12 protein-coding genes and 1 pseudogene are annotated in these 15,037 nt (G+C 34.9%); 1 reads left to right on the top strand and 12 read right to left on the bottom strand.

The annotated features are described in order from the left end of the window. Nucleotides 1-26: 26 nt before the first annotated feature. From cydC to modA, 6 genes are all read right to left on the bottom strand, one after another. A complete protein-coding gene (cydC, locus tag HHU08_RS10800) occupies nucleotides 27-1,745 on the bottom strand; it encodes a thiol reductant ABC exporter subunit CydC (protein WP_101729987.1) in 1,719 nt (572 codons plus the stop codon). Continuing rightward, complete coding sequence (gene cydD / locus HHU08_RS10795; RefSeq protein WP_016204695.1) at nucleotides 1,745-3,475, bottom strand: thiol reductant ABC exporter subunit CydD; 1,731 nt, start codon at nucleotides 3,473-3,475, stop codon at nucleotides 1,745-1,747. Before cydD ends, cydC begins: the two co-directional genes overlap by 1 nt. A gap of 39 nt (nucleotides 3,476-3,514) precedes the next feature. After that, complete coding sequence (locus HHU08_RS10790; RefSeq protein ID WP_016204696.1) at nucleotides 3,515-4,528, bottom strand: cytochrome d ubiquinol oxidase subunit II; 1,014 nt, start codon at nucleotides 4,526-4,528, stop codon at nucleotides 3,515-3,517. Then, the gene (locus HHU08_RS10785; protein WP_169188419.1) at nucleotides 4,525-5,877 is read right to left on the bottom strand and encodes a cytochrome ubiquinol oxidase subunit I; all 1,353 of its coding nucleotides are present in this window, start codon (nucleotides 5,875-5,877) and stop codon (nucleotides 4,525-4,527) included. Before HHU08_RS10785 ends, HHU08_RS10790 begins: the two co-directional genes overlap by 4 nt. Before the next feature lie 545 nt (nucleotides 5,878-6,422). Continuing rightward, nucleotides 6,423-7,079 (bottom strand): molybdate ABC transporter permease subunit, encoded by a 657-nt coding sequence (gene modB, locus HHU08_RS10780; RefSeq protein WP_169188418.1) that lies wholly within the window; start codon nucleotides 7,077-7,079, stop codon nucleotides 6,423-6,425. A gap of 6 nt (nucleotides 7,080-7,085) precedes the next feature. Then, a complete protein-coding gene (modA, locus tag HHU08_RS10775; protein ID WP_016204699.1) occupies nucleotides 7,086-7,892 on the bottom strand; it encodes a molybdate ABC transporter substrate-binding protein in 807 nt (268 codons plus the stop codon). A 152-nt stretch (nucleotides 7,893-8,044) separates the two neighbouring features. Between modA and HHU08_RS10770 the strand changes: the two genes are divergently transcribed. Then, nucleotides 8,045-8,971: a substrate-binding domain-containing protein gene (locus HHU08_RS10770; protein ID WP_169188417.1), complete on the top strand. Its 927-nt coding sequence runs from the start codon at nucleotides 8,045-8,047 to the stop codon at nucleotides 8,969-8,971. Between the two features lie 202 nt (nucleotides 8,972-9,173). Here the strand turns inward: HHU08_RS10770 and HHU08_RS10765 are convergent, their stop codons facing one another. From HHU08_RS10765 to HHU08_RS10740, 6 genes and pseudogenes are all read right to left on the bottom strand, one after another. Continuing rightward, nucleotides 9,174-9,638: a GNAT family N-acetyltransferase gene (locus HHU08_RS10765; protein WP_169188416.1), complete on the bottom strand. Its 465-nt coding sequence runs from the start codon at nucleotides 9,636-9,638 to the stop codon at nucleotides 9,174-9,176. A gap of 183 nt (nucleotides 9,639-9,821) precedes the next feature. Further along, a pseudogene (locus tag HHU08_RS25925) lies at nucleotides 9,822-9,926 on the bottom strand (IS200/IS605 family transposase); the annotation flags it as partial. A 155-nt stretch (nucleotides 9,927-10,081) separates the two neighbouring features. After that, the gene (locus tag HHU08_RS10755; RefSeq protein WP_169188415.1) at nucleotides 10,082-11,086 is read right to left on the bottom strand and encodes an aldo/keto reductase; all 1,005 of its coding nucleotides are present in this window, start codon (nucleotides 11,084-11,086) and stop codon (nucleotides 10,082-10,084) included. 195 nt (nucleotides 11,087-11,281) lie between these two features. Next, entirely contained in the window at nucleotides 11,282-12,397 is a 1,116-nt protein-coding gene (locus HHU08_RS10750; protein WP_169187985.1) for an IS4 family transposase, read from the bottom strand. 502 nt (nucleotides 12,398-12,899) lie between these two features. Continuing rightward, on the bottom strand, nucleotides 12,900-13,643 hold the full coding sequence (locus HHU08_RS10745) for an SDR family oxidoreductase (RefSeq protein ID WP_169188414.1): 744 nt from the start codon (nucleotides 13,641-13,643) through the stop codon (nucleotides 12,900-12,902). Nucleotides 13,644-14,027: 384 nt separating this feature from the next. Continuing rightward, a complete protein-coding gene (locus HHU08_RS10740; protein ID WP_169188413.1) occupies nucleotides 14,028-14,879 on the bottom strand; it encodes an aldo/keto reductase in 852 nt (283 codons plus the stop codon). Nucleotides 14,880-15,037: the final 158 nt, after the last annotated feature.

The raw sequence follows: 15,037 nt of genomic DNA, 5'->3' as shown, positions 1-15,037 counted from the left end.
CAACTAAGGATTTTTTGAATTCGTTCTTAAAGCAAACTTTCTTCTAAAACCTTCATTTTATAAAAATATTCTTGTTTATTCATTAAATCGTTATAAGAACCACACTCAACAATTTCTCCATGGTCCATTACAATAATTTGATCCATATGCTCTAAACCATTTAAGCGATGACTAACTAAAATAAATGTATCCTGTTCAGCGTATTTAAAGATTTCCTGATAAACACTTTGTTCTGTCTGTGCATCGAGCGATGAGGTTGGCTCATCTAATAACCATAGATGCCCTTTTTTCAAAAATGCTCTTGCAATAGCCAAACGTTGTTTTTCACCGCCTGAAAGATTTTCTCCTTTTTCTAACACGCGATGATCTAGTGAAAAATGTTCTAGCTTCACTTTTGCTAATGCTGCTTCCATTTGCGTGTCACTAAGTTGTGATTCAGCTAATTGAAGATTTTCACGAATAGTGCCGTAAAAATAATAATTTTCCTGTAAAACAACTCGCGTTTGTTCCCAGATTGCCTCACTAGATACAGTCGACGTGTCAAAATCTCCCCAATAAATCTTTCCATCATCTACATATTGTAACTTTAAGATTAGCTGAAGCAAGGTGGATTTTCCGGAGCCACTAGCACCGACAATCGCTGTCTTTGACCCGGCTGGTATCACGAATGATAATTTTGGAATCGTTTTACGCCAATCCCCCATATAAGTGAATTGAACATCTGTAAACTGTAATGACGGTGCAAGGCTAGGTAATTTATTTATAGGAATCTCCCTACTATCTTTAACGAAACTCGAGTCTTCAACTACTTCATATAACCGTGTTGATGCATCTCTGCTTTCTTGCATATAAATAGGAAAAACAGCCATCGGTGCAGCAGACTCAAAGACAGTTAAAGAAATCATGACAAGCATCGCCAAGAATATCCCCTCAAGCATCCCATTTGCAACGAAATAGGCTCCAACTCCTATGACAAGCCAACTTGTTACAAAAGTCATAAAACCATTAAACGATTGACTAGATACTTTATTTAAATTTTCTACTTTTTGTTGGTTAATATACGATTCAGAATGACTTAGAAGCTGTTGTTGTTTACTTGGTAATTGATGAAACAGCTTTAATTCACGAAATCCATACATTACCTCTGTAATATGTGTTGATAGATTACCACGCTCCTGCCTAACTTTCCCCTTAATCTTAACTTGCTTTAAGGAAAATAAGGCCGGAATGATAATAGTGGTTAAAAAAAATCCAAGTAAGAGAATCACAGCAATTGCGAGTGAATAAAAGCAAACAAAAAAGATGGTACTGACAAAAACAAGCAAAAGAACTAACGGAGGATAAAACACCCTTAAGAAGAAATTTTGCAGGCTTTCTACGTCTCCAACAACACGAGCCAATAAATCCCCACTTCTATACTTATGAAAAATTTGGGGAACAAGTGGCGTTAATTTTTCATAGAAAGCTATTCGTAAATTACTTAGAATTGTAAATGTTGCGCGATGGGAATAAAGTCGCTCTCCATACTTTGCTCCTGCTTTAACAAGACCAAGTAACTTAACTGTTGAAGTCAATATAATTAATGTATAAAAGGGAGGAATTAATGCAGACTTAGATATTAGATAACCGCTCGCAGCAAATAAACCGACACTGCTAATACCAGCAATAAAACCGCATATGACAGCAATGTTAATATCTTTTTTCTCCATTAACATCAATTTTATTATTTTCTGCAGTGCACTCACTATTTTCCCCTCCCTTTTTGGATCATTACTAACTCCTTATATGCCGGTGAATTTTCTAATAATGACTCGTGTGTTCCAACAGCTTGTAGCTGTCCATTTTCTAAAAAAAGAATTTGATCAGCATTTTTTATCGTATGTAAACGATGTGCTACAGTAATCACCGTTGCTGTTTCATTTAATTTCTGAATCGATTGCTGTAAGATTTTTTCAGTAGCTAAATCAAGTCCACGCGTTGGTTCATCCAACAATACAATATGTGGTTTTTTTAGAAAAGCACGTGCAATAGATACTCTTTGCTTCTCTCCACTGGAAAGTCCTCTTCCTGCTTCGCCAATTCTAGTATCAAAGCCTTGTTCTAATGTTTCAATCAGTGATGCAAGTCCCGCTAATTTCGCTGCTCCCTTAATTGCTTCTAAGCCAACCTCTTCTGTAGTACCCATCGCAATATTTTCACCTATCGTTCCAGAAAAAATATAAGGGTTTTGTGATATATAAGAAATTTGTCCCAACCAAGCAGATTCTGTATATTTGATGAGATCTTCTTGATTAATGTAAACCGAGCCCTTGTCAGGAGTAATCATACCTGCTATTAAATGAAGTAAGGTTGTCTTTCCTGCACCACTAGCGCCTACAATAGCAATTTGTTGCTTAGGTAAGAAAGTCGCTGTCACAGTTTGCAATCGAAAATTTGTATTTGAATAAGTAAAATTCACTTGATCAAGCTGAATAGTTGGTGGCTCTTTCCACTCTGGAAAAGTTTGTTTTCCCCATAAAGTAGGTTCATCTTCTTCATCAAACACTTCCAATACTTTTTTCGCTGCTCCCATGCTGCTTCTACCATTATGAAACGTTACTCCAAGTTCTTTTAATGAAGTATAAAATTCCGGAACCAATATTAAAATCAGAAATGCAGTAAAAAAAGAAATACTTTCATATATAATTAATTGAATAGCAAGTTCTAAAGCTACAATTCCAATACTTAACATTGATATAAGTTCAAGTGCAAAAGATTGTGTAAAGGCTATTTTCAATATTTCTAGCGTAGTATCGCGAAAGCTTAAACTACTTTTTTCTAATGCTTCTTTTTGCCGATTTGTTTGTGCAAATAGCTTTAATGTTACAAGCCCTTGTAAGGTTTCTAAAAACTTACCAGAAAAAGAAGCTAGTTTCTCCAACTTCTCCTCTGATTTTTTTTGTGTTTTAATACCAATCACTATCATATAAATTGGAATAAATGGAGCAGAGACCATTAAAATAATGCCTGAATTCACATGCTGTGTAAGGATAACGATAAGCATTAAAATTGGCACAAATGTACTCTGCATAACCTGTGGGATAAACTGACTATAAAAACTGTCCATTTCATCTACACCATCAAGCAGCATACTTACTTTTTTCCCCGTCTGACCTTTTTCAGCTAATTGGACAGAATTAGCAACATATTTTTTTAATAAAGTCTTACGTGTATCAGACTTTACATCGCTCGCAATCGTAACACCAATCCGCTTACTTACATAATCCGTACTGGACCTTACAAATAAAATCGCAAGTAACATTAGCAGCCACGGGATAACTGCTGAAAACGTCTGGTTTTTTAGAAACACACCATCGACAATGCTTGTCATCACATAAGCCTGTGCAACAATTGCGATACCCAGTATCAAGGTTAATCCAAGTAAATAATAAATCTTTTTCTTATGCATCCAAACCGTTTTCTTTAAATTTTGCATGAACGATTCCGCCCTCTAATTTAGAATTTAGCGTATTCATCATTTTTTTCCTTTGGCATAATCTGCATCAAATAAAAATAAGCGCATCAATAAGATTAGGGAAGGAACTAATAATAAAAGTCCCCCAATAAAAGCAATTATAAGCGCCAGCGCCATGGATGGATTTGTAACACTATCTTCTATATTGATGTATGGATAGAGCAAATAGGGGTACTTAGCCATTCCGTATCCGAAAAAGGCAAAAAAGAATTGCAGCATAATTGCAATAAAGGCCGTACCATAATTTCTGCCAATATATAATAGACTAATACCAATTAAGAAAAACCCCATCGATAGACCAAATATCCACCATAAATCCAACATATTTTCGTAGTTAACCCGATTTCTCTCACTTAAAGCAATCATAGTTGTTAACGCCATAATAATGGTTGGCGTTGCCCAGAATAATGCCCATTTTCGTACCAACTGTAGTGCTGCAATATCTTTTGCTCTTGATGCATAATAGGTAATGAAACTTGCACTAATAAATAAAACAGAAACAATAGCTAACGCAACAATACTCCATGCTAATGGACTAGTAAATAACTCAAAAAACTTTAAAGAAACATGACCATTTTGTTCAGAAATAAAGCCCCCTTCTGAAATCGTTAAGGCGACCGATAACGATGCAGGAATGAATAGCCCTGTGGCTCCATATAGAAACATATAGATATTACTTTGTTTTGAACCATAATTTTCAAAAGCGTAAAAGGACCCTCGAATTGCTAACAAGATAATGGCAAAACTTGCAGGTACAAGTAATGCTGATCCATAATAATAGGCTGAAGACGGAAAAAAACCGACGATTCCCACAAAAAAGAAGACTAAAAATACATTCGTTACTTCCCAAACAGGCGATAAATAGCGCGAAATAATTTGATTAATGATATGGTCTTGCTTTGTAATCTTTGCATAGTAAGCAAAAAATCCTGCACCAAAATCAATAGATGCGACAATTAGATATCCGTATAAAAACAACCATAACACCGTAATTCCGATTACTTCATAACTCATTTTTTAACCCCCTCTTTCCATTCAGGGTAATGTTTCTCCAACTCAAGTTCTGCTGGATTATCTTTAAATAATTTTCGTAAAGTTATCGTAAATAATGTCCCGAGTACAATATACAGTGCTAAAAATAAGAAAAACATATGCAAAATATATGGTGAGGTAGTTGCTGCCTCATCAACAGTCATGTAACCTCTTACGATCCAAGGCTGTCTTCCTAATTCTGCAAAAACCCATCCAAGTTCCACAGCTAACATTGCAAGGGGACCACTAATGGCGATTAGCCAAAGCATAAATCTACTGTGTTCGTTCCAGCGTTTAAACCTGTTTAACACAATATACAAAAAGGAAATACCTAATAGGAAGAAACCAATGGATACCATAGAATCAAATAAATAGTGGATGATTAATGGTGGTCTTTCCTCTTCTGGTGTGGCTTCCAAACCAGTTACCTCACTCGTAAAGTCACCGTGTGCTAAAAAGCTTAAAAATCCAGGTACTCTAATCGCTCCAACGACTTCATTCTCTTCATTCAACCATCCAAAAAGAAGGAGATCAGCATTCTCTTCTGATTCAAAAAGCCATTCTGCCGCAGCTAACTTTTCTGTCTGATGTTTTGCTAAATATTTTGCCGAGACATCACCTGCTAATGCAGTTATCACTGAGAATATAAACATAGCGATAACCGTCATCTTTAGTGCTTTCTGATGATATTCACGAGCCCCTTTGTTTCTTAATAGCGCAATCGCAGCAATCGTTGCTAAAATAGCAGCAACTGTTAAATAGGAACCACCTAACACATGAAAAATTCTCGTTGGTGATGATGGATTTAACATTGCTTCTAACGGATTGACCGCTACAAATTCTCCACCGACCATCTTAAAACCATTTGGTGAATTCATAAACGAGTTTACAGTAGTAATAAAGACTGCTGACATACCCGCCCCAATCACAACTGGCAATGTCAATAACCAGTGCGTATATTTACTTTTGAAACGATCCCATGTATATAAATAAATGCCTAAGAAAATAGCCTCAAAGAAAAACGCAAAAACTTCCATAAATAATGGTAAGGCAATCACATTACCTGCCAGTTGCATAAAGTTTGGCCATACTAAAGATAGCTGCAGGGCAATTGCTGTCCCAGTTACTACTCCAATTGCAACAGTAATAACAAACCCCCTAGACCATCTTTTCGCTAATAATTCATAGTGTTTGTCTTTTTTTCTAATGCCGATAAATTCAGCTAATGAAATAAACAATGGTACTCCGACCCCTAATGTTGCAAAGACTATGTGAAAAATTAGGGTCATTGCGGTGATTAATCTACTAATCGTAACCGTATCAAAATCCATGTTTTCCCTCCTCTTTAGTTTTTATTAGGATGTTTTCATAAAGTTTGTGGGTATTAACCCGCAGTCTGAAAACATTTCGCTTTCCATGAAGCGAGCGATCTCACCTGTCTTGCTAATACCATAGGAGTCTAGATGAGTTCAGGTTGCTCATAGATTAAACAATTAATTTTCCTCTTTTAGTAAGTGAAATAATGAGCATAATAAAGCTGTATCATCATCTATATAAACTTTCTGGAATTTATTAAATTCTAACTCCATTTATATTCATGATTCTCTTTTAGAATACCCAAATTAATCTACACTTATGTACTTTACTAACTATACAAACACTAAATAAACATTAACACTATTATTATGATGTTAACACAGAAGACAATCATTAAAATGTGTACATTTTGAGAAGGATTTTTCTTCCATTTGTTTTTACAACATAACGAAAAGGACCAATTCATCATTTGAATTGGTCCGAAAACATTTTAAAGGAGATCACTATGTAATTTTTAAAATTATCTTCCAGTAACTATAATAATTACTTATTCATTCCTTCAAGACCTAATAAAATATACGCATACCAACATAAAGAATGAAATTACGATAATGCTTGCAACCCATAACCAAGCCATATCCATATTGCCTGAATCGATCGCAACATAAATAGCTGTTGGAATGGTTTGCGTTTTGCCAGGAATATTTCCTGCAAACATTAAAGTTGCCCCAAATTCGCCTAATGCTCTGGCAAAACTCAACATTGCTCCTGAAACAATCGATTTAAGTGCAAGAGGCAAAGTGATGTACCATAATACTCTAAATGCATTTGCTCCATCTACACGTGCAGCATTTTCAATATCACTATCTACAGCCTCAAAACCGGTCCGAGCAGATTGATACATAAGTGGAAAAGCAACAATTGTTGAGGCGATCAGTGCAGCCCACCAAGTGAATAAAACAGGTTGGTTAAAAATCCATTCCATTAAATGGCCAACTGGACTGTTCCGACCAAAAATCATAAGCAGCAAAAATCCGACAACTGTGGGAGGTAACACTAATGGTAATAAAAATATTGTATCAACGAGAACCTTCCCTTTAAATTTTCTATTAGCCATAACTTTACCAAAAAACAACCCCAAAACAATTACTAATATAGTGGAGATAGATGCAATCTCAATGGATAATTTAACAGGTGACCAAAAGTTACTTGCCATTTTTTATTACTTAAGATCCTTAAATCCGTACTCTTCTAAAACCTTTATTGCTTTATCGCTTTGTAGATAATTATAGAATAGTTCGGCTTCTCCAAGATGGGAACTATTTTTTATGATCCCAACTGGATAGATAATCGGATCATGTGAATCATCTTCTGCTGTAGCAATAATTTGCACTTTTTCAGAAGTTAAAGCATCTGTTTTATAAACAATACCGGCGTCAACATTAGTCGTCTCCACATATGTAAGAACTTGGCGAACATCCTTTGCATAAACAACTTTTTCCTCTAGTGTACTCCAGAGGCCTAAATTTTCTAATGTGTCCTTACCATATTGTCCTGCTGGTACGGATTCTGGTGTTCCAAGTGCTATTTTAGTTGCTTTTGGTAAATCTTCAAAACTTTCGATCCCCTTAGTTGAATCTTTCGGTATTACCAATACTAAGTCATTTCCGACTAAATCAATCCCATTACTCTCTTCAATAAGTCCCTCATCCACTAAATTCTGAAATTTATCCTCGGCTGCTGAGAAGAAGATATCTACAGGAGCCCCTTGAGAAATTTGTTGTTGGAGTGCACCTGATGCCCCAAAATTATAATTAAGTTTTATAGTTGGATTTTCCTTTTCAAACTCTGTTTTAATATCCGACAACGCATCTTGCAAACTAGCAGCAGCAGAAACGGTCAACTCCACCTTCTCTTTACTCGTGTCTTGATTGTTATCCGCTGTCTCTGTTTGTTCATTAGTTGAACATCCAGAAATAAAAAGCAATAGTATTAGCATACAAGATAACGCTTGATAAATTTTTTTCATTTCAAATCCCCCTTTTTTATAATTAGTTATAATTGATTATAACTAATTATAATTACTTATTATATCGAAAATGAAAAAATTCTTATATTTTTCTCTATATAAATGTACTTTGGGAGAATTATTAAGTTAAAATACAAAATGGAGGGATGTAAATGTCAAAAGAATTTTCCTATACCATTGAAGAAGTGTCTCAACTTTTAAAAGTATCCAAATTAACCCTTTACGACCTTGTAAAAAAAGGAGAACTTCCTGTATTCCGAGTGGGAAGACAAATGAGAATAGATGCTAATGATTTGAATACGTATATTAACAGACAAAAGAACAACCAAAGCACTATGGCTCAACCATTCGAACCGAAAAGGGAAACAAAAGATCCTTTTAGCATAGTAATTAGTGGACAAGATATGGTTCTTGACATACTTGGAAGATATATTGAAAGAAATTCCCCCTATCATGCATTGCGTTCCTATACAGGAAGTTTAAATAGTCTTATATCCATGTATAATGGGAAAATGGATATTGTTAGTTTACATATGTTTGATGGATATACAGGAGAATACAATGTCCCTTATGTCAAGAAAATTTTAGTAAGCCGCCCATATATTCTACTCAATCTTTTATCTAGAAGAGCAGGTTTTTATGTAAAAAAGGGAAATCCCTTAAACCTTACTTCATGGACTGATTTAAGGAGAAAAGATATAAGAATTATTAATAGAGAAAAAGGTTCGGGAGCTCGGATATTACTTGATGAGCAGCTAAGAATTAACGAAATTCCTTCAGGTGAGATCATAGGATACGATCAGGAAGAAACTAACCATCTAAGCGTCGCTTCCGCTATCTCTACTGGAATGGCAGATATAGGAGTGGGCATTGAAAAAGCCGCCAAAATTGTTGGAATTGATTTTATACCATTAATTACAGAACGCTATGATCTTGTAATGATTAAAAATGATAGTACGGAACTGCTGATTAACACAGTGAAGAATATTCTATCCTCCAGCCAATTTCGGAAAGAAATTGATTCTTTGGGAGATTATGATACCTCTATAACGGGCGAAATTATTTATGAAACATTTTAAAAAGAATTACTTCGCTTCTTTTAGAGTATTGCAGAAAATCTCACGACCAATAGAATCTAAATACACTTCTTGTAAACCAATGAAAACTTTATACGTAAAAAACAGTTCCGCTATGACGAAACTGTTTTTTTTGAATATTTTTATCGTCTTATTTCATAAAGTGAAACTTCCATTAGTGCGGGTTTCCCTTCATAAGAAGTCATTATAAATCTATTTCCATCCGTCTCATTTTGGCCTTTAAATTCATTGATTCATAAAATTTTATAGCATTCTCATTAAATTCCCACACGCCTAATTCTAATGAGTCTGCTTCCATATTCTTTGCGAACTCCAATATTTTTTCGAAAAACATTTTCCCCAAGCCTTTTCCTCTGTACTTACTCTCGACACCAAAGTCGTCCATATAGACAACCTTTTTTGGAACTAGAATGGGTCTTTCCTTTGTATTTTTTATGGTAATTATGGTATAAGCGATTGGTTGGTCTTCTTCCATTAAGAATACCTTCGTGTTTTCTCCATCGATCAAGCTGTTGAAATACTCCCTGTCTAACGTGGTATCAGCCATCTTATAATGGTCTGGTCTTTCCTTTGTATGAATCTCATGAACTTGTTTTTGTATTTGATGAACTACTTCATAATCACTCTTTATGGCTTCTCTCATGTGCATATCTAGTTTACTACCCCCTTGATGCTTGTTCTTAAAATCACCTCTTAAAGTAAACGGCCCCCTTTAATTGAACATAGTCTTTTCTTATATATTAACATAAATTCCCATAATCATTTATTTTAATAAATACTTTCTAAATTTTTTCCGCTAACTTGACTCAATACACACAACCGTTTACTCTCCCTACTTATCTTTAAATGGATCGACGTATTCTCGCTTACTCATATTATCTCGCAAACAGTCTTCTGCTTCTTGCTCTCGAATATACTTTACGATTGTTTTTTTGTTATTAATAAAATACACCAATGGCAGTAAAATTTGCCTCTGGTGTATTCTTAATTAAAAGTATGTTCCATAACAGAACGATGGCTCACTGATTGGTTTCTTTCTGTCCCAATCTTGAGGAACAAGATAAAATTTAAATACAATGTTTTGTATAATAGTCACTTAGAATTTAAAGCACCAACCACAGGATGTGGAACATAAGGCTCTTCCAAATATCCAACTTCTTCAGTGGTTAACTTAACCGTTAAAGCCCCGACAGAATCTTCAAGATGGGAGTTTTTCGTAGCACCAATAATAGGAGCTGTTACAGTTTCTTTCTGAAGTAGCCACGCAAGTGCAATTTGAGATTTTAGTACACCATGATTTTCAGCTAATTCTGCTACTCGTTCCACAACCAAACGGTCGTTTTGTTCAGTAGAACCGTACTTAGACTTCTGGGTTTTATCAGTTTCAGATCGGAGAGTGTCTTCTGACCAATCACGGGTTAATCTGCCTGATGCTAGAGGGCTGTAAGGAATTACGCCAATTCCCTCTTCTTTACATAAGGGTAACATCTCCCTTTCTTCCTCACGGTAAATAAGATTAAGGTGATTTTGCATAGATACAAATTTAGTCCATCCGTTTTTCTCAGCCACATTTAACGCTTTTAAGAATTGCCATGCATACATAGCCGATGCTCCTATATATCTTACCTTACCAGATTTCACTAAATCATGGAGTGCTTCCATCGTCTCTTCAATTGGTGTATTGTAATCCCAGCGATGAATTTGGTATAGATCCACATAATCAGTTCCTAGACGTTTAAGACTCATATCAATCTCACTCATAATATGTTTTCGGGATAATCCTTTGCTGTTAGGACCTTTGCTGTTTAAATCTTTTCCCAATGGAAAATAAACCTTTGTTGCAATGACAATTTCATCTCGATTTGAAAAATCTTTAAGTGCACGCCCTAGAAATTCTTCACTTGTTCCGTCTGAGTAAACGTTCGCAGTATCAAAAAAATTAATTCCTAAATCAAGTGCCTTTCTAATAACTGTACGACTTTTCTCTTCATCAATTACCCAAGGATGCATCCATCGTTCCTTTACTCCAAAGCCCATACAACCAAGACATAGTCTAGATACATCTAATCCCGTGTTACCAAGTTTGGTATATTCCATATACAAATCCTCCCTTTCCAAATCTTTATAACCTTTAATTAATAATCACTAGTGTTGCATAAATAGTGTCATAATTTTCAGTTTACTCACCTTCCCTGTTTAGAGGCAAAAAAGTAAATACCCAATCAAAGGTGGCCCCATCCATTTGGAAATTTATTTACAATTAGACTTTTGCAACGACGACAATTTGCATATTTAAGGGATGGCTTTTCCTTCAATCTTTCGAAGCCAAACATTCGCTGGTTTCCACAATGCAGCCCTTAGATAACGGCTAATCTGTAAGGTTTTTCGCTTGCTTCTGGTCTCGATTTGCACGAGAACATGTAGGCAAAAAACAATTAGTGCGATAAATACTTGATTTTGAATCGCCCATTCGCTTTGACCGTAGAACTTTTTGATGCTGAGATGTTGTTTGATCCATTTAAAAAACAGCTCAATTGCCCACCGTGATTTATACATTTCTGAAATTTCTTCGGCGCTTAAATCAAAACGATTTGTAATTAAATGAAGTTCATTTCCTTTTGAGTCCATCACTTTTAGAAGCCGAAAGTAATTTTCAGCACGGTTTTGAGTCGTACCTATCAACACCATTTGGTCTGATAAAACAGCTGTATCCTTGGGTAGCTTAAAATCGTAAACGTTCCGTATGACTGCATTTTTGCGTAGCCGTGAAAGAAAGAAGTAGCCATCATCAGTCATGCGATCAAAGCGCTCGTAGTCTAGATAACCACGGTCAAACACATACATGCATTCCTTGTCATCCACCATGATTTCAAGCTGACCACGGTCATGTTCTTTTGCCGTTGTCATAACGGCCTTTTCAGGATAGGATATACCCTTTTCCATAAACACAAGGCGCAAATGTAACTTTACACCTGCTTTTGTTTTGCGGAATTTAGCCCATTTATGATTGGTCAAATTAAGTGGCAATGTGCTTGAATCAATGATTTTTAACGGCATCACGAGTTTCGTGTAATGCGTTTTGGCATGAATTTGTGACACTAAATCAAGGAAAAGCCTTTGAAATAGATCAGGGTTTATGCCGTTTAACCGCCGTGACAACTGAGAAATACTAATAGAATCAAGGTCTATCCCTTTTTGAAGCTGGTCATCGAAAAGACAATCACCCAGCGCATGCAGACTTTCAATTTCTTGTAGCTGCGCAAAAAGTAGTAATTTTAGAAATGACTCTGTCGTTAATTTTTTCGTATAGTAATCTAATTTCATCGTTTTCACGTTTTCTTCAAATAATTGAAGATTTATAGGTGAAAACCATTGTCCAAATGAAGTTTTTCGTGTAATCTTGTCCATGTGATGGTCCTTTTTTAGTGGATTTGGACGGGTTACCACCTGACTAATCCATTATAAAGGACTTTTTCTTTGCGCAAAATAATAATATTGAACATTTTGAGTATTTTTAATAGTGAATTTAAATTAATGCAACACTAGTGATTAATAATATAAAAAATAGACTTGCTTCTTTCAATTGTTAAATAAGAAGAATTTGTTTATTTATAAACAAAACTATCGAAAGTGTTCATAATGTTTTTGAAATGTTATAAATAAGCAAATGATTTTTCCATCTAGAGATGTAAACATTTGTCATATAATATCTGTTCTTTTCAAATGTAATTTCTTTTTATAGAAATAGTTAGTTTATTTGATCTATCAGTTCTGCTCCAACGATTAATTTTTGCACTTCCAATCCCCTTATTCTCGAGTAGTGAAAAATTGTTCTTCACTAGTTATACCTAATTAAGCAAAAAGGAAGTAATAGCAGCTCTCTTTTCATCATAAATACTCACCAATTTTTTTACATTACTTGTTTTGTTGGTCGAATAATAACTTCATTCCATGCTGCATCATCTGGTAAATCAATTGCTTGTTTGATTGTAAATGCTACACGCTCTGAAGAAATCCCAAAATTATCATAAAAATCTTCAAAGTTATTTTTGAACCCGGTATCTGTTACAGACTCTAGTAATTCAGTATTAATTGCTCCTGGAGAAACAATGGTAACACGTACATTTGTTTGATCCGTAGCCATCTCTTCACGTAATGATTCACTAATTGCACGCACCGCCCATTTAGTAGCTGAATATACAGAACTACCTGCATGTGCTATATGGCCTGCTATGGAAGAAATATTTATAATATGTCCTGCTTTCTGTTCTTCCATATATGGAAGAGCAGCACCAATACCATATAAAGTTCCTTTAATATTGATATCAATCATACTGTCCCAATCATCAATTTTCTTTTGCTTTAATAATGACTGTGGCATGATACCTGCATTATTCATCCAAACATCAATGCGGCCAAATGTATCAACAGCAAGTTTTGCTAGTGCTTCCACTTCACCTACTTTAGTTACATCCGTAACAGCGTACACTGCTTCACCACCTAATGCTTGTATTTCTTTTACTAGATCTTGCAAACGACTCTCACGACGAGCACCTAATACTAGTTTTGCGCCATCATTAGCTAGAATTTTTGCAGTTGCTTCTCCAATACCACTTGAAGCACCAGTTATTACGATAACTTTTGAAGTTGACATATTATCATTACCTCTTTCTATCCAAGCAATATTTTCTGATACCTCAATTGCCTGTTTGTTGGCTGTAACACGATTGACCTTAATAGCAAAATTTTCTAAGTATCATTTAGGTGTTTAGTTTTTTTAGTTCAAATATTTTTCAACTTTCTTCTTTTGATATGCTTTATACTAATAAGCTTAAAAAATCACTTGCTAAAAGAACGACTGTATCATCTGTCATTTTCAATTTATTTAATACAACCACCGTAGATTCCATTTCATTAATTTACTTTCTTGAAAATCAATTTCTTTATAAACAACCCTCTTGCTCACCGGATGAATTTGTAATAATAACAACTTGTTCTTGAATATTAGTCATATTAAACAAGAACCTTGCTTTTAAAATTAGTCATGAATTTTAAAAGTACCAAGCATTTTCACCATTTCGGGATCTCTATGAGAGAAGAATAAACTTTCTTTTGTATCTAAAGCAGAAATTTTATTCATGTCTCCTTGCGTCAACTCGAAATCAAATATACTAAAGTTTTCAATCATCCTTTCTTTACGAACAGACTTTGGTATGGCTACAATTCCTCTTTGAGTTAACCAACGTAGAATCACTTGAGCAACTGATTTGTTATGTTGTTCCGCAATAGAAGTTAGAACCTCATTCTTGAAGATGTTATTTTTCCCTTCCGCAAAAGGACCCCAAGATTGTATTTGAACATTGTTCTCTTTCATATAGTTAGCACTTTCGATTTGCTGGTTGAATGGATGTGTTTCAATCTGGTTTACTGCCGGAATCAATTTATTGTGAACCATTAAGTCTGCCAGACGATCCATATGGAAGTTACTTACTCCAATTGCACGAATTTTCCCCTTGTGATACAATTCCTCCATAGCTCGCCACGAACCATATACGTCACCCATTGGTTGATGAATTAAATACAAATCTAAATAGTTTAATTGCAGATTGTTTAGCGATTTTTCAAATGCTTTCTTTGTGTTTTCATAACCTGTATCTTGCACCCAGAGTTTTGTCGTAATAAATAATTCCTCTCTTTGTATGCCACTTCGCTTAATCGCTTTTCCTACTGCTTCTTCGTTTTGATATGAGGCTGCTGTATCAATAAGACGATAGCCTACTCTTAAAGCATCATAAACAGCTTGTTCACATTCTTTTAAATCATTCATTTGAAAAACACCAAAACCAAGTATTGGCATCTCTACACCGTTATTTAAAATTACTTTTTGCATAAGATATTCCTCCTGTTATTTAAAGATTTCAAGAATATAATCATTCCTTAATTAATAAATGAATACCGATGATTGACTTGTTACCTTGCTAGTCATCAAGGGATTTTTCTAGTGCAGGAACTAAAATATCTAGCAGTTCTGCATTGTAAGTTACAAAG

It is taken from the genome of Niallia alba, assembly GCF_012933555.1.
Taxonomy (GTDB): domain Bacteria; phylum Bacillota; class Bacilli; order Bacillales; family Cytobacillaceae; genus Niallia; species Niallia alba.
Note: the sequence above shows the minus strand (reverse complement) of the source record. Positions and strands in the feature narration are given on the sequence as shown.